Below are 19,954 nucleotides of genomic sequence, written 5' to 3'. Positions count from 1 at the left end.
ACGCCGGGCACTTTTACTACGTTACCCGGTGGTTTCTGCCCTGTCAAACCGCTGTGTGGCGGTTCGTCGCGCTTCCACCCTTTTGCCGGGCACCCCGATTCGACCGACTCGCGTCGGGCGCCTCGTGGATTTCGGCAGGACGGCCGCTGCGGTCTCCCGCTTGCTCGTCCGTTTCCCTGCCGGCCGATAACTTTACCCGGTCGGTTCCGCCTCGCCAAATCCGCCTCGCGGCGAATCCGGGGCACCACCCGGGTCTCAGGTCCGATGGAGTGAACCAACTGGACCTGTCGGTCATTCCCGCGCTCCGGCCTCCAGGGCTTTCGCCCTGTTTCGTCCGTTCCGCGCTGGCAGAGAGAAAGTTACGCGCCCAGCGGTTTGATCGTCAAATCCGCTGGGCGCGTCCCGCGTCACACCGTCGAAATACGACTATTTACGCAGCTCAACCCCGGCGAAGGAACGCTTGCCCCGGCGCAGCACCAGGTACCGCCCGTGCAACAGGTCGTCGGTGGAGACCGTCGCGGCGACGTCGGTCACCCGGACGTTGTTGACGTACGCGCCGCCCTCGGTGATCACCCGGCGTGCCTCCTTCATGCTCGGCACCAGCCCGGACTCCTTGAGCAACCCGGCGACGTCCGGCAGCTCGGCCACGTGGACCAGACCGGCCTCGGTCAACGCGGCGCGCAGGGTCACCGGGGTCAGCTCCTCGAGCGAGCCACGGCCGAAGAGCGCCTGACTGGCCGCGACCGCCTGGGCCATCTCCCGCTCGCCGTGCACCAGCGCGGTCAACTCCTCGGCGAGCGCCCGCTGGGCGAGGCGCGCCTGGGGTCGTTCTGCCGTCGCCTTCTCCAGCTCCTCCAGTTCCTGCCGGGAGCGGAAGCTGAAGTAGCGCAGGTAGCGGACGACGTCGCGGTCGTCGGCGTTGACCCAGAACTGGTAGAAGGCGTAGGGGCTGGTCATCTCCGGGTCGAGCCATATGCTGCCGCCCTCGGTCTTGCCGAACTTGGTGCCGTCCGACTTGGTGACCAGCGGCGTGGTGAAGGCCTCCACGGGGCCGGCGCCCCGCCGGCGGATGTAGTCGACCCCGGCGGTGATGTTGCCCCACTGGTCCGAGCCGCCGTACTGGAGCTGGCAGCCGTGCCGGCGGTGTAGTTCGAAGAAGTCGTTGGCCTGCAGGAGCTGGTAGCTGAACTCGGTGAAGCTGATGCCGGTCTCCAGCCGGGCCTTGACCACCTCGCGGGCCAGCATCTTGTTCACCGGGAAGTGCTTGCCGACGTCCCGGAGGAACTCGACCACCGACATCTCGCCGGTCCAGTCCAGGTTGTTGACCAGCCGGGCCGCGTTCTCCCCGGTGTACGAGACGAACGGGGCGAGCTGGTCGTGGATGCGCTGGACCCAGCCGGCCACCACCTCGGGCGGGTTGAGGGTCCGTTCGGCGGTCTCCTTCGGGTCCCCGATCTGGCCGGTGGCGCCACCGACCAGCAGCAGCGGCCGGTGCCCGGCGAGCTGGAGTCGACGCGCGGTGATGACCTGCATGAGGTGGCCGACGTGCAGGCTGGGCGCGGTCGGATCGAAGCCCACATAGAAGGTGGCCGCCCCGCCGTCGAGCAGCTCGCGCAGCTCGTCGAGGCCGGTCGAGTCCTGGATCAGGCCCCGCCACAGCAGGTCTTCGGTCAGGGAGTCCCGCCCCTGCGGGAGGTTGCTGTCGGTCACGGCTACCGATTCTCCCCCATCACCGGCCCGGACCCGTACCGGGTTTGCCCACGCCGGGGCGGCTAGGCTGCGCTCCAGCGAGGGCGAGGAGGGGCTGTCATGGAGATGCCGGACCTGACCGGGGGCTTCGCGGCCCTGCTGGGCCTGAAGTTCGATGAGGTCAGCGGCGACCGGGTGGTGATCCGCTGGCAGGTCCGCCCGGAGCTGCACCAGCCGTACGGGATCCAGCACGGCGGGGTCTACTGCTCGGTGGTGGAGACGGCGGCCAGCGTCGGTGGGGCGGTCTGGCTGGGCGACAAGGGCCAGGTGGTGGGCGTGTCCAACCAGACCGACTTCCTGCGCGCGGTGCGGGACGGCGAGCTGACCGCGGTGGGCACCCCGATCCACCGGGGTCGGAGCCAGCAGCTGTGGCAGGTGGAGATCACCGACGGGGACGGCCGGCTGGTCTCGCGCGGCCAGGTGCGCCTGCAGAACCTCACCGCCGCCTGACCGAGGTCCGGGGCCGACGGCCTGGTCAATTCGCCCGAAAAGAGATAGCTAACGCCGATATCGTCGCGTCGATGAGACCGCCCGCTGCTGACCCGACGTGAGGAAGCTCCTCGCCGCCACTCTCGGCATCCTGTCCGCCATCGGCGGCTTCGTCGACATCGGCGACCTGGTGGCGGCGAGTCAGGCCGGTGCCCGCTTCGGGATGGCCCACGCGTGGGTGCTGCTCGTCGGGGTGCTGGGCATCTGCGCGTACGCGGAGATGGCCGGACGGATCGCGGCGGTGAGCGGCCGGGCAGTGTTCGACCTGGTCCGGGAGCGGCTGGGGCCGCGGGTGGCGCTGCTCAACTTGGTCGCCTCCTACCTGGTCACGGTGATCACCCTGGCCGCGGAGCTGGGCGGGGTGGCCCTGGCGCTGCAACTGGCGACCGGGCTCAGCTACCTGCTCTGGGTGCCGGTGGCCGCGGTGGCGGTCTGGCTGGTGCTGTGGCGGATGCGCTTCGCGCTGATGGAGCGGGTCTTCGGGCTGGCCGGGTTGGCGCTGCTGGTCTTCGCGGTCGCGCTGTTCGCCCTCCCCACCGACTGGGGACGACTCGGCCACGGGGCGTTGCACATCAGCTCCGACGGGACGAACTGGTCGGTGTACTGGTTCGTGGCGGTGGCGCTGTTCGCCTCCACGGTCAGCCCGTACGAGGTGTTCTTCTTCTCCTCCGGCGGGGTGGAGGAGCGGTGGAGCGCCGCCGACCTGGCCGACGCGCGGTCGAACGTGCTGATCGGCTTCCCGGTGGGCGGGTTCCTGGCACTGTCGCTGGTCGCCGTCGCGGCGGTGGCGTACCACCCGTCCGGGACGGCGTTGGACACCCTCGACCAGGTGGCCCGGCCGGTGGCGACCGCGCTGGGCGGGGCCGGGCTGGCGGTCGCGGTGCTCGCGTTCTTCGCGGTCACCTTCGGCGCGGCGCTGGAGACCGGGCTGTCCGCCGCGTACGCGGTGGCGCAGTACTTCGGCTGGCAGTGGGGCCAGCGGGTCAGTCCCCGGGAGGCCGCCCGCTTCCACAGCGTGCTGCTGGTCAGCGTGCTGCTCGGGGTCCTGATGCTGATGACCACCATCAACCCGGTGCAGCTCACCGAGTACATGCTGGTGCTCAGCGCGGTGGTGCTGCCGCTGACGTACCTGCCGATCCTGGTCGTGGCGAACGACCGCAGCTATCTGGGCGACCGGGTCAACGGCCGGTGGATGAACCTGCTCGGGGCCGTGTTCCTACTGGTCATCATCGCCGCGTCGGTGGCGGCGATCCCGTTGGCGATCATCACGAGGATGGGACGATGAGGCTCCAACTCGCCAAACAGCTGCTCGACCAGCAGATCGTCGACCGGGAGGGCCGGCTGGTCGGCCGGGTCGACGACATCGCGTTCGCGGTCGACGCCGACGGGGTTCCCTACGTGGACTGCCTGCTCTCCGGGCAAGGCGTGCTGGGACGGCGGCTCGGCGGCCGGGTCGGCCGGTTCCTGGTGTCGGTCGCCGAGCGGTTCGCCGAGCAGACGCCGGTGCCGCCGCGGCGCATCCCGCTCACCCAGGTCGCCGGGGTGGACAGCGCGGTACGCCTGCGCTGCCGGGCCGCCGACCTGCCTCCGCCCCCGATGGAGACCTGGCTGCGCCGGCACATCATCGACCGGATCCCGGGGGCACACCGTGCGAGCCGGTGAGCTGCTCGGCCGGATGGCGTACGACCTGCACGGGCGGCGGCTGGGTCGGGTGATCGACGTGGTGGTGCGCGGCGGCTGGCCGCCGGACCGGCTGCGGATCACCGACGTGATCATCGCCGGCCACTGGTGGACCCGCATGATCGGGCGCCTGGTCGGACCCGAGCTGCACCCGTCGGGGCCGTGGCTGCTGCGGGCCGTCGCACGGGTCCTCGGCCGGAGCACCCACCAACTCCCCACCGACCGGGTGCAACTCCGCCCGCCGGTGCCGGGCTTCCCGTTCGGCGCGCCGGGGGAGCCGCAGGACGTAACCGGCTGACCCCGACCGGACGGGCCAGCCACGCTCGCCGTCGAGGACCGCGCCGGAACCGCTCCCTGGCTAGCCGGGCTGGCCGGCCGGGGACACGGGCAGGTCCAGCACGTACGCGTCACCCGTGCGCTGGAAGCCGAGCCGGTGGTAGTACGGGGCGACCATGCCGGGCGGGCTGACCACCCGGCGGAAGCCGCGGTCGGTGAAGAGGCGGCTGCGCCGGTAGACGAACTCGCCCGGGGTGAAGTCACGGAACGGCGGGGTGACGTAGTCCAGGTCGATCTGGGCCACCCCGCCGGCCTCGCCGTGCGACACCACCACGCCGACCACCTCGTCGGCGCGGACCACCAGGAACGCCGAGCGGTCCGCGGCGGCCGGGTCCCAGCGGAAGTCGGGGTTGAACCGGGCGATGTCGGCGGCGTGCACCCGCAGCGTGTGGGCCAGGAACGCGTCCCCGGTGGCCACCTCGACCACCTGGTACGTCTGCTCGTCGTGCCGGGTGGCCAGCAGCTTCCGCAGGTACCAGACGTTGATCACGGCGAGCACCACGTTCAGCCCGACCATGGGCCACACGTGCACCGCGGCGTTGTAGCCGATCAGGATGAGGCAGCCGACCAGGTTGAGGGCCCGCAGCCGCAGGATCCGCGTCTGCAGCAGCGACCAGACCAGCAGCGCGGAGCCGGCCCAGCCGAGGAGTTCCAGCCAGTTCACCCGGGGGAGACTAGTAGTCCCGGTGGTCAACCGCCTCCCGGGGCAGCTCCAGCACGTACTCCTCGACCTCGGTGCCGCGGCCGTCGGCGTACCCGGAGTCCTCGCCGACCACGACGAAGCCGCACTTGCGGAGCACGGCGAGCGAGGCGGCGTTGTCCTTGGCGGCGCGGGCGTACACCGGGCGCTGCGGCAGCTCGCGCAGCAGCGCGGCGAGCGCCGCGGTGGCGTGGCCCCGGCCCCAGCGGCGCGGGTCGATCCAGTAGCTGACCTCGGTGCGCTCCCCGACCGGGAAGGCGACCACGCGCCCGACGACCTCGCCGTCGACCGTCACGGTGCGGGGGACGATGCGCGGGTCGGCGCGGATGCGCGCCCAGTGGTCGTCGAAGGCGGCCCGGTCGGCCGGGTCCTTCGGGCCGAACGCGGCCATCCAGTTGGCCTGCGGCTCCTGCTCGTGGCGAAAGAACGCGGGCAGGTCGTCGTCGCGCACCGGGCGGAGCCGCACCTCACTGGTCACCGCCGGAGGATACGCGGACCCGGCGACAGGCCCGGAGCCCGCGGCCGTCACCCGGGCGGTGGACCGGCGTCCGGACCGGCGCCGGACGGACCACGTGGATCGGAGGATCGTCGGATGAACAGGATGTGTCAGCGCCGGCACTGGCCGGCAGGTCCGCTGGGTATGAGAGTCTCCGTCACCGGCCCGAAGGTGGCCGGCCCACGCGCCCTGGGTCCGACGGCGGCCGCGCCCCTGGCGCTCGCCGCGGCGGCACTCGGTGCCGTGGCGATCGGCACGATGGCGATCGGCCGGCTGGCGATCCGCCGGGCGGTCGTCAAGGAGCTGCGGATCGGCCGGCTGGAGGTGGACGAGCTGATTGTCCACCGGCAGACGCCGGGTCAGCCGGTGGGCGGCAGCGCGGTCGGGTAGTCGTACAGCTCCAGCAGGCGGACCCGGGCGGCCTGGAGCCGGTCCACCGGGCGGCCACCGCTCGGGCAGGCCGGCGAGGAAGGGGTGCGCGCGGAGCATCTCCCCCGCCGGGCGCGGACGACCGTCCGGCGGGCCGTACCTCGGGGGTGTCGACGCGGGGAATTCGGGGCACATGCGATCCAGGGGCAGAGGTCGTCGACAACGGCCGAGCCGATCGAAGGGAATCCGATGAACCGACCTGTCGTGGTGGGGGTCGACGGATCGCCGACCAGCCTGATCGCCGCCGAGCACGCCGCGCGGGCGGCCGTCCAGCGGTCCCGGCCGCTGCACCTGGTGCACGGCTACCTGCACCCGCTCGGCTACGGCGTGCCGCTCAACCCGTACGACCTCGGGGTGCCGGCGCCCACCGAGGCGGCGCAGAAGATGCTCGAAGAGGTGGCCGGCGACCTGACCGACCGGCATCCCGGCCTGCGGGTGGAGGTACGCCAGGTGGCCGGCGGCCCCGGCGCGACGCTGGTCGAGGAGTCCCGCCGGGCGGACCTGGTGGTGGTGGGCAGCCGGGGCGTGGGCGGTTTCGCCGGGCTGCTGCTCGGCTCGGTCAGCGGCCAGGTGGCCCAGCACGGGCACTGCCCGGTGCTGGTGGTCCGCCCGGCCGAGCAGCCGATCCCGGTGGACGGGCCGGTGCTGGTCGGCGTGGACGGTTCGACGTCGGCGGAACTGGCCGTCCGGCTCGCCGCAGACGAGGCGGCCCGGCGGGACACCGACCTCGTGCTGGTGCACGTCCGGCCACCCGAGCGGGCCGGGGCGGTGCCGGAGGAGGCGGCCGAGTCCGCGGCGGCCGGGCAGGCCGATTCGGCCGAGTTGCTGGCCAGGGCGGCGGCCGCGATACGCGTGGACCATCCGGTGCTGGCCGTGGTCGAGCGGCCGGTGCGGGCCGCCTCCCCGGAGCAGGCCCTGATCGAGGCGAGCGGGGAGGCGGCGCTGGTGGTGGTCGGGTCGCGGGGCCGGGGCGGCTTCGCCGGGCTGCTGCTCGGGTCGGTCAGCCAGGCGCTGGTGCAGCACGCCCACTGCCCGGTGCTGGTGGCCCACCCGTACGAGCGGGCGGAGTGAGACCGCCGGCGGCGGCCCGGTCAGACCGGGTCGCGGCCGGCGAGCAGGTCCTCGAAGCTGGTGGTGAGCGCGAACGGGTCGGCCGGGCCGGTCGCGACCGGGCGGCGGTCCACCTGCTCGGCCAGCTCGGCGCCGGCCCGCCGGATGCGGGCCCGCAGTGCCCCGTCGGCGCCCTCGCCGGACCAGTCCTCCGGCGCCGCGTAGACCGCCGTCGGCACCACCACGGCGCGCAGGTACGTGAACATCGGCCGGACCGCGTGCTCCAGGGCGAGCGAGTGCCGGGCGGTGCCCCCGGTGGCGCCGATCAGCACCGGCCGCTCGGCCAGGGCGTCCCGGTCCACCACGTCGAAGAACGACTTGAACAGCCCGTTGTAGGAGGCGTTGAAGATCGGGGTGACCGCGACCAGGCCGTCCGCTCCCGCCACGGTGTCCAGCGCCTCCCGCAGGGCGGCCGACGGGAACCCGGTGAGCAGGTGGTTCACCACGTCGTGGGCGTGCTCGCGGAGCTCGACCGGTCGGATCTCCACCTCGGCGCCGCGCCCGACCAGTTCGTCGCGGGCGGCCGCGGCGAGCTGGTCGGCGAGGAGCCGGGTCGAGGAGGGCTGGCCGAGGCCGGCGGAGACCACCGCCAGGGTGCGCCGGGTCATCGGGCCTCCTCGGGCGCCTTGCCGGTCACGTCGTCAACGGCGTGGACGGTGTTGTCCCTGGCGCCGCCTGCGGCGGCGAGCAGCGAGGCGTGGGTCGGCGCCTCCGGCACGTGCGCCGGCCGCAGCGAGTCGAACTCCTTGCGCAGCACCGGGACGACCTCCTCGCCGAGGATGTCGAGCTGTTCCAGGACGGTCTTCAGCGGCAGCCCGGCGTGGTCCATCAGGAAGAGCTGGCGCTGGTAGTCGCCGACGTACTCGCGGAAGCCGAGCGTGCGGTCGATGACCTGCTGCGGGCTGCCCACGGTCAGCGGGGTCTCCCGGCTGAACTCCTCCAGCGACGGCCCGTGCCCGTAGACCGGGGCGTTGTCGAAGTACGGCCGGAACTCGCGGACGGCGTCCTGGGAGTTCTTCCGCATGAACACCTGCCCGCCGAGGCCGACGATGGCCTGGTCGGCGGAGCCGTGGCCGTAGTGCTCGAAGCGCTGCCGGTAGAGGCCGACCATCCGCTGGGTGTGCTCCTTGGGCCAGAAGATGTGGTTGGCGAAGAACCCGTCGCCGTAGTACGCGGCCTGCTCGGCAATCTCGGGGCTGCGGATCGAGCCGTGCCAGACGAACGGCGGCACGCCGTCGAGCGGGCGCGGGGTCGAGGTGAACGACTGCAGCGGGGTGCGGAACCGGCCCTTCCAGTCGACCACGTCCTCCCGCCACAGCCGGTGCAGCAGGTCGTAGTTCTCGATGGCGAGGGGGATCCCGTTGCGGATGTCCTGGCCGAACCACGGGTAGACCGGGCCGGTGTTGCCGCGCCCCATCATCAGGTCCACCCGGCCGTCGGCCAGGTGCTGGAGCATCGCGTAGTCCTCGGCGATCTTCACCGGGTCGTTGGTGGTGATCAGCGTGGTCGAGGTGGAGAGCAGCAGCCGCTCGGTGCGGGCGGCGATGTAGCCGAGCATGGTGGTCGGCGACGAGGGCACGAATGGCGGGTTGTGGTGCTCGCCGGTGGCGAAGACGTTCAGGCCGACCTCCTCGGCCTTGAGCGCGATGGCCACCATGGCCTTGATCCGCTCATGCTCGGACGGCAGTCGCCCGTTGGTCGGGTCGACCGTGACGTCGCCGACGGTGAAGACTCCGAACTGCATGACCCAGCTCCTCGCGTGACGTCCGGACCGGTGCGGCCCGGATCGCACCCCACAACATATTTGACGAGTCAACTATTCCGTCGTGGGTCATGGGCGAGGTGGCCCAGCTCACCACCCGCCGGCCGCCCGGGGCCCGCCGGCGTCACCCCTGGCCGGCGTACGGCGGCCCGGCCGCTGGCGGGTACGCCGACCCCGGCGCCTGAACGGGCGGGTACGGCTGGCCCTGCGGCGGGTACGGCTGGCCCGGGTGCGGGTACGGGGCCGGCTGCCAGCCGTGCTGCGGTTGGGGCTGGGCAGGAAGGGGCTGGCCAGGGAGGAGGGGCTGGCCGGGAAAGGGCTGACCCGAGTAGGGCTGACCGGGGTGGAACTGGCCCGGGTGCGGGTACTGCCCCGGGTGCGTCGCCCGGCCCGGAGCGGCCGACTTCCTGCGCGCCCGCTGCACCAGCAGGACCACGCCGACGATCAGGGCCACCAGCAGGACCGGACAGCCCACGTACCCGAACAGGTAGCCCGCCTCGTACGCGGTCACCGCGCCGCTCCCCTCGTCGGTCCGGAGCCGCCGACCCTAGCGGATCGGGCTGCGACGCGCCGCCCCGGTCAGCCGCCGGCCACCGACGGGAGCACCTGCACCTCCGCGCCGTCGCCGACCGGGGCGTCCAGCCCGCCGGCGTGCCGGCAGTCCTCGCCGTCGACGTAGACGTTGACGTAGCGGCGCAGCTCGCCGCGCTCGTCGCGGATCCGGCGGCCCAGCCTGGGCCAGGCGGCGTCGAGCTCGTCGAGGACGGCCCGCAGCGTGCCGGTGACCGCGACGGTGAGCCGGCTCGCGCCGCCCGCCTCGCCGCGCAGCGGGCCGGGCAACAGCACGGTGACCACTCACATCTCCGCGGCCCGGACGCAGAGCACGTCCGGCAGGTGGGCGGCGACCAGCGACCAGGAGTCACCCTCGTCCGGGCTGGCGTAGACCTCGCCGGAGCGGGTGCCGAAGTAGACGCCGGCCGGGTCGGCGTCGTCGGCGCACATGGCGTCGCGCAGCACCGACGGGTAGAACGGCTCGTCGGGCAGCCCCACCGAGAGCGCCTCCCACTTGTCGCCCGCGTCCGTGGAACGGTAGACCCGGCAGCGATGGTCGGCCGGGAAGCGCTGGGCGTCGGCGACCAGCGGGAAGACGTAGACCGTGCCGGGGCGGGACGGGTGGGCGACCATCGGGAAGCCGAAGTCGCTGGGCAGGCCGGCGGCGATCGAGGTCCAGGTGCGGCCGTCGTCGTCGGAGCGGTAGACACCGTGGTGGTTCTGCGCGTAGAGCCGGTTCGGGTCGCCGGCGTCCCGGGCGATCTTGTGGACGCACTGCCCGAACTCGGGCCACTCGTCGGGCAGGAAGTAGGCCCGGATGCCGGTGTTGCCGGGCGTCCAGCTCGCCCCGGCGTCCTCGGTGCGGTAGACCCCGCCGGTGGACATGGCCACCGCCAGCCGGGCCGGGTCACGCGGGTGCGGCAGCACGCTGTGGATCGCCTGGCCGCCGAAGCCGGCGGCCCAGGACTCGCGGTGCGGATGGTCCCAGAGCGCCCGGACGAGCTCGAAGCTGCGCCCGCCGTCGTCGGAGCGGAACAGCGCCGACGGCTCGGCGCCGGCCCACACCACGTCGGGCTGGTCGACGCCGGCCGGGGTGAGCTGCCAGACCCGGCCCAGGCTCGCGCCGGTGTCGGCCGGGAAGGCCACCGGCGCCCGGTCGGGCTCCTGCCAGGAGGCGCCGAGGTCGTCGCTGGTCGCCACGCTCGGCCCGAAGTGCGAGCTGGTCATCCCGGCGAGCAGCCGGGGCCGGCCGGCTCGCTTGTCGACGGCGACCGCGTAGACGCCGGTCATCGGGAAGTGCGGGCCGCTCACCTCCCAGGCGCGCCGATCGGCGCTGGTGGCGAGGAAGAGCCCCTTGCCGGTGCCGATCGCCAGCAGTGTCACCATGCCGGTCCTCCGATCCGTGCCGAACGGGTGGTCGCCGGGCCCGGGCGGCATCCGGCGGAGCGGACGACGCGGGCGGGACCGGCGTCGTGATTATGGTCACCCCCTCCGACAGAATGCCCCTCCGCCGGGCCGATGACCAGCCCGGACCGACGTCCAACGCGGGTCCGCGACCCGGCCCGGTCAGCGGCGGGTGCGGGGCACGTGGCGGCGGTAGGCGCTCACCGTCGGGTCGCTGGCGAGCCAGAACCGCCAGGGCACGTCGTGCGCCCCGGTCACCCCGACCCGGGGACCGGCCAGGACCGCCGCCGCCGGCACCGGCGCCGTGGCGGGCCGCAGCCGTACCGGGCCGTCCCCCAGCAGGTCGACGCCGTAGACCGCGCCGTCGATGCCGAGCGCCGCGCAGAGCCGGGCGGGCCCGCGGGCCAGGTCCACGTCCCGGCGTACGGCAGGGCGCCGCGACCGGGCCGTGGGCAGGCCGTCGACCACCTCGCCGGCGCGGAGCAGCACCGCCGAGGCCTCCCCGTCCGGGCCGGTGACCACGTTCATGCACCAGTGCATCCCGTAGGTGAAGTAGACGTAGGCCCGTCCGGACGGGCCGAACATCACGGCGTTGCGCCGGGTCCGGCCCCGGTGCGCGTGCGAGGCCGGGTCGCCGGCGGTGCCGGCGTACGCCTCGACCTCGGTGATCCGGACGGTGACCCCGCCGGCGGTGAGCAGGCAGCCGAGCAGCCCGCGGGCCGCCGGCACGACCGGTCCGGCCAGCAGGTCGGCCAGGTCGGCGGTGGTGGGCTCGGCACTGGTCATGGGTCGACGATAGCCGGCGAACTTTTCAATGCCCTGTTGACAAGACAATGTTCAACGGTGTCTCATGGAACACATGCCCACGCTGGACAACGACCCGTTCACCGCTCCGGACGCGGCCCAGGCCCGCGCGCACCGCAACTACGCCGCCCTGCTGCGGATCGCCGAGCGGCACGCCGGCACCAATGCCCGCCGCCGGCGGTACGCACACCCCGACGTCCCCGACGCGTACGAGGCGGCCACGCTGGTGATGGCCCTCGCGGGCGGCGCGGAGCTGGAACCCGGCGAGGAGCCGGTCGACCAGGCGGACCTGATGGCGGCGCTGACCCTGGTCCCGCACGTGCGGGCGGAGGTGGACGCGCTCGAGGCGGGCCTGGTGCAGGTGGCCCGCGGCCGGGGGCTGACCTGGCAGGCGATCGCCTTCGGGCTGGGGCTGGGCAGCGCCCAGGCGGCCCGGCAGCGCTACGACCGGATCACCGTCCGCACCGGCACCGCGGACTGACCGGCGGAAGTGTCACAGGGCCCGGCGAGACTGCCCGGGTGGACGGGACGAGGACGCGATGACGCGCGACGAGATGCGGGCCTACTGCCTGGCGAAGCCGGGTGCCTGGCTGGACCAGCCGTGGGAGGGCGACGAGGTCGTCAAGGTGGGCAGCAGGATCTTCGCCTTCCTCGGCGCGCCGGAGGGCGTGGCGCGGGTGGGCCTGAAGTGCGGCCCGTCCCGGGAGGTCGCCGACGAGTGGCTGCACCGGTTCCCCGACGACGCCCGCCCCTCCCCCTACATCGGCCGGTCGGGCTGGAACACGCTGCGGCTCGACGGTGGGATCCCCGACGAGGAGCTGATCGACGCGGTTGACGGGTCGTACGACGCGGTGGTGGCCAAGCTGCCCAAGCGGGAGCGGCCGACGGCCTGACACCCGGCCGGGTGCTCGCCTTCGACCCGCGGAGGTGGCGCTCGTTCGTCGAGTTCGCCGAGCAGTGCTGATACAGCGAAGAAGGAGGCCCTCAGCAGCAGAGCTGAGGGCCTCCTTCTGTGCCGGGTAGCCGCCGCCGGATCAGCGGGGTACGACCCGCTCGGCGGCCCAGTCGCGCCAGCCGGCCAGCTTGTCCGCGGCGGCGGCGAGCTGGTCGGCGACCGGACCCGGGCCGGTCGAGCCGGGAGTGGTCCGCGCCGCCAGGGCGGAGCGCACCGACAGCACGTCCCGCACCGACGGGTCCAGGTGCGGGCTGACCGCGGCGAGGTCGGCGTCGGAGACCTCGTCCAGGGCGCAGTCCCGGGCCACGCAGAGCGCCACCAGCCGGCCGGTGATCTCGTGCGCGTCGCGGAACGGCACGCCCCGGCGGACCAGCCAGTCCGCCACCTCGGTGGCGAGGGAGAAGCCGACCGGCGCGGCGGCGACCAGGCGGTCGACGCGTACGGTCATCGTGGCGATCATCCCGGCGAGCGCCGGCAGCAGCAGTTCGAGGGTGTCGACCGCGTCGAAGGCCGGCTCCTTGTCCTCCTGCATGTCCCGGTCGTAGGTCATCGGCAGGCCCTTGAGCATGGTGAGCACGCTCATCAGCCCGCCGACCAGCCGGCCCGACTTGCCCCGGGCCAGCTCGGCGATGTCCGCGTTCTTCTTCTGCGGCATGATCGACGACCCGGTGGCGAACGCGTCGTCCAGCTCCACCCAGCCGAACTCGTGCGACGTCCAGAGCACCACCTCCTCGCCGAGGCGGGACAGGTGCACGCCGATCATCGCGGTGACGAAGAGGAACTCGGCGACGAAGTCCCGGTCGGCGACCGCGTCCATCGAGTTGGCGAAGGACGTGCGGAAGCCCAGTTCCTTGGCGACCGCCACCGGGTCCAGCGGCAGGCCGGAACCGGCGAGCGCACCCGCGCCGAGCGGGCTGATCGCCGCCCGGTCGTCCCAGTCGCGCAGCCGCTCCAGGTCACGCAGCAGCGGCTGCACGTGGGCGAGCAGCCAGTGCCCGAAGGTGACCGGCTGGGCGTGCTGGAGGTGGGTCATGCCGGGGGCGGCGGTGTCCACGTGCCGTTCGGCCTGCTCGACCAGGGCCTCGGCCAGCTCGACCAGCCGGGCGGCCACGCCCCGGGCGTGGTCGCGCAGGTAGAGCCGCAGGTCGGTGGCGACCTGGTCGTTGCGGGAACGGCCGGCGCGCAGCTTGCCGCCGAGGCTGCCGAGCCGCTCCAGCAGGCCGCGTTCCAGCGCGGTGTGCACGTCCTCGTCGTCGACGGTCGGGCGGAACGCCCCGGAGGCGCAGGCGGCCTCCAGGTCGTCCAGCGCGGCCAGCATCCTGCCCAGCTCCTCGGGGTCGAGCAGGCCGGCGCCGGCCAGCACCCGGGCGTGCGCCCGGGAGCCGGCGATGTCGTACGGGGCGAGACGCCAGTCGAACTGGACGCTCACCGACAGCCGCGCGAGCGCCTCGGAGGGTCCGCCGGCGAACCGGCCTCCCCAGAGGCTCGTCCGGTTGGTGGCGGCGCTGTTCTCGGTCAGGCTCTTGTCGTCCACCCCACCCATTGTGCTGTTCACGATCAGAAGCCACCCAGCCGGGCGTCCCGCGCGGCGGCCATCCGGCTGGGCAGGCCCCACAGCTGGACGAAGCCCTTGGCCAGGGACTGGTCGAAGGTGTCGCCGGTGTCGTAGGTGGCCATGCCGAAGTCGTACAGGCTGGCCTCGGAGCGCCGCCCGGTCACGGTGGCCCGGCCGCCGTGCAGGGTGAGCCGCACCTCGCCGGAGACGTGCTGCTGGGCGTCGTCGATGAAGGCGTCGAGGGCGTGCTTCAGCGGCGAGAACCAGAGGCCGTCGTAGACCAGCTCGCCCCAGCGCTGGTCGACGCCGCGCTTGAACCGGGCCAGGTCCCGCTCGACGGTGACGTTCTCCAGCTCCTGGTGGGCGGTGATCAGCGCGATGGCGCCGGGCGCCTCGTACACCTCGCGGCTCTTGATGCCCACGAGGCGGTCCTCGACCATGTCGAGCCGGCCGACGCCCTGGGCGCCGGCCCGCCGGTTGAGCTCCAGGATCGCCTGGTACGGGGTGACGGTCTCGCCGTCGACGGCGACCGGCACGCCGGCGTCGAAGGTGATGGTCAGCTCGTCGGCGTCCCGCTCCTGCGCCGGGTCGGCGGTGTAGGAGTACAGGTCCTCGATGGGGCCGTTCCAGATGTCCTCCAGGAAGCCGGTCTCGACGGCGCGGCCCCACAGGTTCTGGTCGATGGAGTACGGCGACTTGGCCGACACGTCGATCGGCAGCCCCCTCTCCTCGGCGAAGGCGATCGCCTTGTCCCGGGTCCAGGCGAAGTCCCGGGCCGGGGCGATGATCTTCAGGTCGGGGGCGAGCGCGCCCAGGCCGACCTCGAAGCGGACCTGGTCGTTGCCCTTGCCGGTGCAGCCGTGGGAGACGATGGTGCCGCCGTACTTCTTGGCGGCGGTCACCAGGTGCTTCACGATGAGCGGCCGGGACAGCGCGGAGACCAGCGGGTAGCGGTCCATGTAGAGGGCGTTGGCGCGGATCGCCGGCAGGCAGTACTCGGCGGCGAACTCGTCGCGCGCGTCGACCACCTCGGACTCCACCGCGCCGCAGTCCAGGGCACGCTGCCGGATGACGTTCATGTCCTCGCCGCCCTGCCCGAGGTCGACCGCGACCGCGATCACCTCGCCGCCGGTCTGCTCGGCCAGGTATGGAATGGCGACGGAGGTGTCCAGCCCTCCCGAGTACGCCAGGACGACCCGCTCGGTCATGGTGTGGTGCTCCCTTCAACGTTCTCTTCCCGGCGGGCCCAGCCAGCAAGCTTGTCGCCCAAGGCGGCGCCGCCGACGGCCTCGCGAGCCACGACGAGGATGGTGTCGTCGCCGGCGATGGTGCCGACGACCTCGGGCAGGCCCGCTCGGTCCAACGCGCTGGCCAGGTAATGGGCTGCGCCCGGTGGGGTGCGCAGCACGGCGATGTTGCCGCTGGAGTCCACCCCGTTGAGCAGCTCGCGCAGCAGCCGGACGAGCCGGGCCGGGGCGGCCTCGGCCTCACGCAGCGGCCGGTGGCCGTCCTCCGGGATGAGGTAGACGCCGCGCCCGTCGCCGCCGCGCGCGGTGACCGCCCCCAGCTCCTTGAGGTCCCGGGAGAGGGTGGCCTGGGTGACCTGAATGCCGTCGCCGGCGAGAAGGTCGGCCAGCTCGGTCTGCGAGTGGATGGCCCGGTCGCGGATCAGCTCGACGATGCGGGCGTGCCGGGCGGCACGGGTCAGCGGCGCGGTCATGGGGTAGATGCCTCCAGGAGAAATGTCAGCAGCGCCTTCTGGGCGTGCAGACGATTCTCCGCCTGGTCGAAGACGGCGCTGCGCGGCCCGTCGAGCACCTCGTCGGTGATCTCCTCGCCCCGGTGGGCGGGCAGGCAGTGCAGCACGATGACGTCGGCCGCGGCGTGGCCGAGCAACGCGTCGTTGACCTGGTACGGCAGGAACGGGGTGATCCGGTCGAGGCCGTCCGCCTCCTGGCCCATCGAGGTCCAGGTGTCGGTGGCGACCACGTCGGCGGCGCGGACCGCGGCGACCGGGTCGGTGAGCACGCGGACCGAGCCGCCGGTGCCCGCGGCGATCTTCTCGGCCCGGGCGACCACCTCGGGGTCGGGCTGGAACTCGGCCGGCCCGGCGACCCGGACGTGCATCCCGGCGGTCGCCCCGGCCAGCAGGTAGGAGTGCGCCATGTTGTTCGCCGCGTCCCCGACGTACGCCAGGGTGCGTCCGGCGGTGGCGCCGAACCGCTCGCGGACGGTGAGCAGGTCGGCCAGCAGCTGGCAGGGGTGGTAGGTGTCGGTGAGCGCGTTCACCACCGGCACGGTGGCGTGCGCGGCGACCTCGGCGATCCGGTCGTCGCCGTGGGTCCGCAGCACGATCGCGGCCACGTAGCGGGAGAGCACCCGGCCGGCGTCGGCCAGGGTCTCGCCCCGCCCGAAGTGGGTGACCTGGGTGTCCACCACGAGCGGGTGCCCACCCAGCTCGGCGATACCGACGTCGAAGGAGAACCGGGTGCGCAGGCTCTGCTTGTCGAAGAGCACCGCCACCGACCTCGGACCGGCCAGGGGCTGGTGGGCGAACCGGTCGGCCTTCATCCGGGCGGCGAGGTCGAGCACGGCCGACTGCTCGGCGGGCGACAGGTCGTCGTCGCGCAGGAAGTGCCGGATCATGCGGGGACCTCCGTCGGGGTGGCGGCGGCGTCGAGGGCGGCCGGGAGGGCGGCGAGGAAGGCGTCGACCTGCGCGGCGCTGAGGATCAGCGGCGGGGCGAGCCGGACCACGCCGGGCTGCACCGGGTTGACCAGGAAGCCGGCGTCGCGCAGCCCGGTCGCCACCGCGCCGGACACGGGCTGGTCGAGGACGATGCCGAGCAGCAGGCCGGCGCCGCGTACCTCGGCGACGAGCGGGTGGCCGAGCGCCTCGATCCCGCGCCGCAGCCGCTCCCCGATCCGCTTGACGTGGTCGAGCAGTCCCTCGTGGGCGATGGTGGAGACCACGGCGAGGGCGGCCGCACAGCTGACCGGGTTGCCGCCGAAGGTGGTGCCGTGCGAGCCGGGGCCGAGCAGGCCAGCGGCCCGGCCGAAGGCCAGGCAGGCGCCGATGGGCAGCCCGCCACCGAGTCCCTTGGCGAGCGTGACGAGGTCCGGCTCGACGCCCTCGGCCTGGTGAGCGAACCAGTGCCCGGTGCGGCCGACGCCGGTCTGCACCTCGTCGAGCACCAGCAGGGCGCCGTGGGCGGCGGTGATCCGCCGCGCCTCGGCCAGGTAGCCGGGCGGGGGTACGACGACGCCGTTCTCGCCCTGGATGGGCTCGAGGATCACCATGGCGGTCGCGTCGGTGACGGCCGCCGCCAACGCCGCCGCGTCGCCGTACGGCACGTGGGTGACGTCGCCGGGGAGGGGGCGGAACGGGTCGGCCTTGGCCGGCTGGCCGGTGAGCGCCAGGGCGCCCATGGTGCGGCCGTGAAAGCCGCCGTGGGTGGCGACCACGTGGCTGCGCCCGGTGAGCCGGGACAGCTTGAACGCGGCCTCGTTCGCCTCGGCGCCGGAGTTGGCGAAGAACACCCGGCCCGGACGGCCGGCGAGGGCCAGCAGCAGCTCGGCCAGGGCGACCGGCGGCTCGGCGACGAACAGGTTGGAGACGTGTCCCAGGGTGGCGACCTGCTTGCTGACGGCGGCCACCACGGCCGGGTGCGCGTGGCCGAGGGCGTTGACCGCGATGCCGCCGAGCAGGTCGACGTACTCCCGGCCGGCCTCGTCGACCACGACGGCGCCGGAACCGGAGACCAGCGCCAGCGGCGGGGTGCCGTAGTTGTCCATCATGGCCGCACCCCAGCGTTCCACCAGCGTGCTCATGACGCGATCACCATCGTTCCGAACCCTTCCGAGGTGAACACCTCAAGCAGCGTGGAGTGGGCGACCCGGCCGTCGACGACGTGCGCGGCGGGCACTCCCCCGCGCACCGCCCGCAGGCAGGCCTCCATCTTGGGGACCATCCCCGACTCCAGGGACGGCAGCAGCTTCGCCAGCTCGTCGGTGCTGATCTCGCTGACCAGGCTGGCCGTGTCCGGCCAGTCCGCGTACAGGCCGGGCACGTCGGTGAGGACGACCAGCTTGCGCGCGTCCAGCGCGACCGCGAGCGCCGCGGCGGCGGTGTCGGCGTTGAGGTTGTGCAGCACACCGTCGGCGTCCGGCGCGACCGTGGAGATCACCGGGACCCGGCCGGCCGCGATGAGGTCGGCCACCGCCGAGACGTCCACCGACTCCACGTCGCCGACCTGCCCGACGTCCACCGGCTCCCCGTCCACGTACGCCGGGCGGCGCACCGCGGTGAACAGCCCGGCGTCCTCGCCGGAGAGACCGACCGCGAACGGGCCGTGCGCGTTGATCAGGCCGACCAGCTCCCGGCCGACCTGCCCGACCAGCACCATCCGCACGACGTCCATCGCCTCCGGGGTGGTGACCCGCAGGCCGCCCTTGAACTCGCTGGCGATGCCGAGCCGGCCCAGCATGGCGGAGATCTGCGGCCCGCCGCCGTGCACGACGACCGGCTTGAGGCCGGCGTAGCGAAGGAAAACCATGTCGGCAGCGAAGGCGCGCTGCAGCTCAGGGTCGACCATGGCGTTGCCGCCGTACTTGACCACGATGGTGGCGCCGGAGAAGCGGGCCAGCCAGGGCAGGGCCTCGATCAACGTCTCGGCCTTGGCCTGGGCCCGGGTGAGGTCCGCGGTGAGGCTCATGTCGAGTACGCCGAGTTCTCGTGCACGTACGCGTGCGACAGGTCGTTGGTCCAGATGGTCGCGGCGGCGTCGCCGGCGTGCAGGTCGATCCGGATGGTGACGTCCCGGCCGGTGAGGTCCACCTTGGCGCGGTCCTCGGCGGCGGCGCCGCCCCGGCACACCCACACCCCGTTGACCGCGACGTCGACCCCGTCCGGCTCGAACGCGGCGGCGGTGGTGCCGACCGCGGCGAGGATCCGCCCCCAGTTGGGGTCGTTGCCGAAGAGCGCGGTCTTGACCAGGTTGTTCCGGGCCACCGACCGGCCGACCTCGACCGCGTCGTCCTCGGTCGCGGCGCCGACCACGTCGATGGCGATCTGCTTGGTGGCGCCCTCCGCGTCAGCGATGAGCTGCTGGGCCAGGTCGTGGCAGGCGGCGGTGACCGCGGCGGTCAGCTCCGCCGCGGTGGGCGCGATGCCGGACGCGCCGCTGGCCAGCAGCAGCACCGTGTCGTTGGTGCTCATGCAGCCGTCCGAGTCGATCCGGTCGAAGGTGACCCGGGTGGCGGCCCGCAGCGCGGCGTCGAGGGTCTCCGGCCCGGCCACCGCGTCGGTGGTGAGCACGCAGAGCATGGTGGCCATCGCCGGGGCGAGCATGCCGGCGCCCTTGGCCATGCCGCCGACGGTCCAGCCGCTGCCGGCGGCCACCGTGGTCTTGGGTCGGGTGTCGGTCGTCATGATCGCTCCGGCGGCCGGCTGCCCGCCGTCGCGTGACAGGCCGCGCACGGCGTTGCGTACGCCGGGCAGGAGCTTGTCCATGGGGAGCCGCTCGCCGATCAGGCCGGTGGAGCAGACCGCGACCTCACCGGCGCCGAGCATCAGTCGGGGGCTGCCCGCGGTGAGCGCGGCGGCGGTGTGCTCGGCGGTGGCGTGGGTGTCCTGGAAGCCGGCTGGACCGGTGCAGGCGTTCGCCCCGCCGGAGTTGAGCACCACGGCGCGGACCACGCCGCCCCGGACGACCTGCTGGGTCCAGAGCACCGGGGCGGCCTTGACCCGGTTGGCGGTGAAGACACCGGCCACCCCGGCGTCGGGGCCGTCGTTGACGACCAGGGCGACGTCGCCGGCGCCACTGGCCTTAAGCCCGGCGGCGACACCGGCGGCGCGGAAGCCTCGGGGGGTGGTGACGGTCACGGTGCCGTCCTTTCGTTCGCGACTGCGGGGCTCCGCTTCGCTGCGCTCCT

General features: G+C 73.5%; 24 protein-coding genes. 8 read left to right on the top strand and 16 right to left on the bottom strand.

All coding sequences use genetic code 11. The annotated features are described in order from the left end of the window. Positions 1-426 precede the first annotated feature (426 nt). Positions 427-1,710, bottom strand: a complete 1,284-nt coding sequence (tyrS, locus tag FXF52_RS21280) for a tyrosine--tRNA ligase (RefSeq protein WP_148799247.1) — start codon at positions 1,708-1,710, stop codon at positions 427-429. 99 nt (positions 1,711-1,809) lie between these two features. Between tyrS and FXF52_RS21275 the strand changes: the two genes are divergently transcribed. The 4 genes from FXF52_RS21275 (at position 1,810) to FXF52_RS21260 (ending at position 4,216) form a co-directional block, all read left to right on the top strand. Beyond that, on the top strand, positions 1,810-2,199 hold the full coding sequence (locus FXF52_RS21275) for a PaaI family thioesterase (protein ID WP_148799245.1): 390 nt from the start codon (positions 1,810-1,812) through the stop codon (positions 2,197-2,199). A gap of 97 nt (positions 2,200-2,296) precedes the next feature. Next, complete coding sequence (locus FXF52_RS21270; RefSeq protein WP_148799243.1) at positions 2,297-3,523, top strand: NRAMP family divalent metal transporter; 1,227 nt, start codon at positions 2,297-2,299, stop codon at positions 3,521-3,523. Continuing rightward, the gene (locus FXF52_RS21265; protein ID WP_148799241.1) at positions 3,520-3,900 is read left to right on the top strand and encodes a hypothetical protein; all 381 of its coding nucleotides are present in this window, start codon (positions 3,520-3,522) and stop codon (positions 3,898-3,900) included. The genes FXF52_RS21270 and FXF52_RS21265 overlap by 4 nt, the downstream gene beginning before the upstream one ends. Next, positions 3,887-4,216, top strand: a complete 330-nt coding sequence (locus tag FXF52_RS21260; protein WP_148799239.1) for a PRC-barrel domain containing protein — start codon at positions 3,887-3,889, stop codon at positions 4,214-4,216. The genes FXF52_RS21265 and FXF52_RS21260 overlap by 14 nt, the downstream gene beginning before the upstream one ends. Before the next feature lie 60 nt (positions 4,217-4,276). Here FXF52_RS21260 and FXF52_RS21255 read toward each other — a convergent pair whose 3' ends face one another. Both FXF52_RS21255 and FXF52_RS21250 read right to left on the bottom strand, forming a co-directional pair. Then, on the bottom strand, positions 4,277-4,918 hold the full coding sequence (locus FXF52_RS21255) for a YgjV family protein (protein WP_148799237.1): 642 nt from the start codon (positions 4,916-4,918) through the stop codon (positions 4,277-4,279). 10 nt (positions 4,919-4,928) lie between these two features. Beyond that, on the bottom strand, positions 4,929-5,432 hold the full coding sequence (locus tag FXF52_RS21250; protein WP_148799235.1) for a GNAT family N-acetyltransferase: 504 nt from the start codon (positions 5,430-5,432) through the stop codon (positions 4,929-4,931). Between the two features lie 114 nt (positions 5,433-5,546). Between FXF52_RS21250 and FXF52_RS21245 the strand changes: the two genes are divergently transcribed. Both FXF52_RS21245 and FXF52_RS21240 read left to right on the top strand, forming a co-directional pair. Continuing rightward, positions 5,547-5,840, top strand: coding sequence for a hypothetical protein (locus FXF52_RS21245; RefSeq protein WP_148799233.1), 294 nt, complete (start codon positions 5,547-5,549; stop codon positions 5,838-5,840). A gap of 228 nt (positions 5,841-6,068) precedes the next feature. Continuing rightward, positions 6,069-6,950 (top strand): universal stress protein, encoded by an 882-nt coding sequence (locus tag FXF52_RS21240; RefSeq protein ID WP_148799231.1) that lies wholly within the window; start codon positions 6,069-6,071, stop codon positions 6,948-6,950. A 20-nt stretch (positions 6,951-6,970) separates the two neighbouring features. Here FXF52_RS21240 and FXF52_RS21235 read toward each other — a convergent pair whose 3' ends face one another. The 6 genes from FXF52_RS21235 to FXF52_RS21210 all read right to left on the bottom strand — a co-directional run bounded on the left by FXF52_RS21235 (position 6,971) and on the right by FXF52_RS21210 (position 11,493). Continuing rightward, positions 6,971-7,597: an FMN reductase gene (locus tag FXF52_RS21235; RefSeq protein ID WP_148799229.1), complete on the bottom strand. Its 627-nt coding sequence runs from the start codon at positions 7,595-7,597 to the stop codon at positions 6,971-6,973. Next, positions 7,594-8,733, bottom strand: a complete 1,140-nt coding sequence (locus tag FXF52_RS21230) for an LLM class flavin-dependent oxidoreductase (RefSeq protein WP_148799226.1) — start codon at positions 8,731-8,733, stop codon at positions 7,594-7,596. The genes FXF52_RS21235 and FXF52_RS21230 overlap by 4 nt, the downstream gene beginning before the upstream one ends. A gap of 142 nt (positions 8,734-8,875) precedes the next feature. Continuing rightward, entirely contained in the window at positions 8,876-9,262 is a 387-nt protein-coding gene (locus FXF52_RS41745; protein ID WP_187413613.1) for a hypothetical protein, read from the bottom strand. Between the two features lie 68 nt (positions 9,263-9,330). Then, positions 9,331-9,606: a MoaD/ThiS family protein gene (locus FXF52_RS21220; RefSeq protein ID WP_148799224.1), complete on the bottom strand. Its 276-nt coding sequence runs from the start codon at positions 9,604-9,606 to the stop codon at positions 9,331-9,333. Next, positions 9,607-10,689, bottom strand: a complete 1,083-nt coding sequence (locus FXF52_RS21215) for an exo-alpha-sialidase (protein ID WP_148799222.1) — start codon at positions 10,687-10,689, stop codon at positions 9,607-9,609. Positions 10,690-10,869: 180 nt separating this feature from the next. Beyond that, entirely contained in the window at positions 10,870-11,493 is a 624-nt protein-coding gene (locus FXF52_RS21210; RefSeq protein WP_148799220.1) for a DNA-3-methyladenine glycosylase, read from the bottom strand. Positions 11,494-11,557: 64 nt separating this feature from the next. Here FXF52_RS21210 and FXF52_RS21205 point away from each other — a divergent pair, with 64 nt between their 5' ends. Then, positions 11,558-11,992: a DNA-binding protein gene (locus FXF52_RS21205; RefSeq protein WP_255472187.1), complete on the top strand. Its 435-nt coding sequence runs from the start codon at positions 11,558-11,560 to the stop codon at positions 11,990-11,992. A 58-nt stretch (positions 11,993-12,050) separates the two neighbouring features. Continuing rightward, complete coding sequence (locus tag FXF52_RS21200; protein ID WP_148799216.1) at positions 12,051-12,404, top strand: MmcQ/YjbR family DNA-binding protein; 354 nt, start codon at positions 12,051-12,053, stop codon at positions 12,402-12,404. A 141-nt stretch (positions 12,405-12,545) separates the two neighbouring features. Here the strand turns inward: FXF52_RS21200 and argH are convergent, their stop codons facing one another. Genes argH through argJ form a run of 7 tightly spaced genes read right to left on the bottom strand, consistent with a single transcriptional unit; the run spans position 12,546 to position 19,904 of the window. Further along, on the bottom strand, positions 12,546-14,009 hold the full coding sequence (gene argH / locus FXF52_RS21195) for an argininosuccinate lyase (RefSeq protein WP_148799256.1): 1,464 nt from the start codon (positions 14,007-14,009) through the stop codon (positions 12,546-12,548). Between the two features lie 14 nt (positions 14,010-14,023). Beyond that, positions 14,024-15,229, bottom strand: coding sequence for an argininosuccinate synthase (locus FXF52_RS21190; RefSeq protein ID WP_148799214.1), 1,206 nt, complete (start codon positions 15,227-15,229; stop codon positions 14,024-14,026). Beyond that, positions 15,226-15,741, bottom strand: a complete 516-nt coding sequence (locus FXF52_RS21185; RefSeq protein ID WP_148799212.1) for an arginine repressor — start codon at positions 15,739-15,741, stop codon at positions 15,226-15,228. Before FXF52_RS21185 ends, FXF52_RS21190 begins: the two co-directional genes overlap by 4 nt. After that, positions 15,738-16,667 (bottom strand): ornithine carbamoyltransferase, encoded by a 930-nt coding sequence (argF, locus tag FXF52_RS21180; protein ID WP_148799210.1) that lies wholly within the window; start codon positions 16,665-16,667, stop codon positions 15,738-15,740. Before argF ends, FXF52_RS21185 begins: the two co-directional genes overlap by 4 nt. Continuing rightward, a complete protein-coding gene (locus FXF52_RS21175; RefSeq protein WP_148799208.1) occupies positions 16,664-17,851 on the bottom strand; it encodes an acetylornithine transaminase in 1,188 nt (395 codons plus the stop codon). Before FXF52_RS21175 ends, argF begins: the two co-directional genes overlap by 4 nt. Further along, the gene (gene argB, locus FXF52_RS21170; RefSeq protein WP_148799206.1) at positions 17,848-18,735 is read right to left on the bottom strand and encodes an acetylglutamate kinase; all 888 of its coding nucleotides are present in this window, start codon (positions 18,733-18,735) and stop codon (positions 17,848-17,850) included. The genes FXF52_RS21175 and argB overlap by 4 nt, the downstream gene beginning before the upstream one ends. Continuing rightward, positions 18,732-19,904, bottom strand: a complete 1,173-nt coding sequence (gene argJ / locus FXF52_RS21165; RefSeq protein WP_148799204.1) for a bifunctional glutamate N-acetyltransferase/amino-acid acetyltransferase ArgJ — start codon at positions 19,902-19,904, stop codon at positions 18,732-18,734. The genes argB and argJ overlap by 4 nt, the downstream gene beginning before the upstream one ends. Positions 19,905-19,954: the final 50 nt, after the last annotated feature.

Source organism: Micromonospora sp. MP36 (assembly GCF_008119785.1).
Lineage (GTDB): Bacteria > Actinomycetota > Actinomycetes > Mycobacteriales > Micromonosporaceae > Micromonospora.
Note: the sequence above shows the minus strand (reverse complement) of the source record. Positions and strands in the feature narration are given on the sequence as shown.

Excerpts from the sequence above, each read along its gene's own strand:
- FXF52_RS21275 (WP_148799245.1), top strand. The coding sequence starts at position 1,810 with ATGGAGATGCCGGACCTGACCGGGGGCTTCGCGGCCCTGCTGGGCCTG.
- FXF52_RS21265 (WP_148799241.1), top strand. The coding sequence starts at position 3,520 with ATGAGGCTCCAACTCGCCAAACAGCTGCTCGACCAGCAGATCGTCGAC.
- FXF52_RS21245 (WP_148799233.1), top strand. The coding sequence starts at position 5,547 with ATGAACAGGATGTGTCAGCGCCGGCACTGGCCGGCAGGTCCGCTGGGT.
- FXF52_RS21240 (WP_148799231.1), top strand. The coding sequence starts at position 6,069 with ATGAACCGACCTGTCGTGGTGGGGGTCGACGGATCGCCGACCAGCCTG.
- FXF52_RS21235 (WP_148799229.1), bottom strand. The coding sequence starts at position 7,597 with ATGACCCGGCGCACCCTGGCGGTGGTCTCCGCCGGCCTCGGCCAGCCC.
- FXF52_RS21230 (WP_148799226.1), bottom strand. The coding sequence starts at position 8,733 with ATGCAGTTCGGAGTCTTCACCGTCGGCGACGTCACGGTCGACCCGACC.
- FXF52_RS21215 (WP_148799222.1), bottom strand. The coding sequence starts at position 10,689 with ATGGTGACACTGCTGGCGATCGGCACCGGCAAGGGGCTCTTCCTCGCC.
- FXF52_RS21210 (WP_148799220.1), bottom strand. The coding sequence starts at position 11,493 with ATGACCAGTGCCGAGCCCACCACCGCCGACCTGGCCGACCTGCTGGCC.
- FXF52_RS21205 (WP_255472187.1), top strand. The coding sequence starts at position 11,558 with ATGGAACACATGCCCACGCTGGACAACGACCCGTTCACCGCTCCGGAC.
- FXF52_RS21200 (WP_148799216.1), top strand. The coding sequence starts at position 12,051 with ATGACGCGCGACGAGATGCGGGCCTACTGCCTGGCGAAGCCGGGTGCC.
- argH (WP_148799256.1), bottom strand. The coding sequence starts at position 14,009 with ATGGGTGGGGTGGACGACAAGAGCCTGACCGAGAACAGCGCCGCCACC.
- FXF52_RS21190 (WP_148799214.1), bottom strand. The coding sequence starts at position 15,229 with ATGACCGAGCGGGTCGTCCTGGCGTACTCGGGAGGGCTGGACACCTCC.
- FXF52_RS21185 (WP_148799212.1), bottom strand. The coding sequence starts at position 15,741 with ATGACCGCGCCGCTGACCCGTGCCGCCCGGCACGCCCGCATCGTCGAG.
- argF (WP_148799210.1), bottom strand. The coding sequence starts at position 16,667 with ATGATCCGGCACTTCCTGCGCGACGACGACCTGTCGCCCGCCGAGCAG.
- FXF52_RS21175 (WP_148799208.1), bottom strand. The coding sequence starts at position 17,851 with ATGAGCACGCTGGTGGAACGCTGGGGTGCGGCCATGATGGACAACTAC.
- argB (WP_148799206.1), bottom strand. The coding sequence starts at position 18,735 with ATGAGCCTCACCGCGGACCTCACCCGGGCCCAGGCCAAGGCCGAGACG.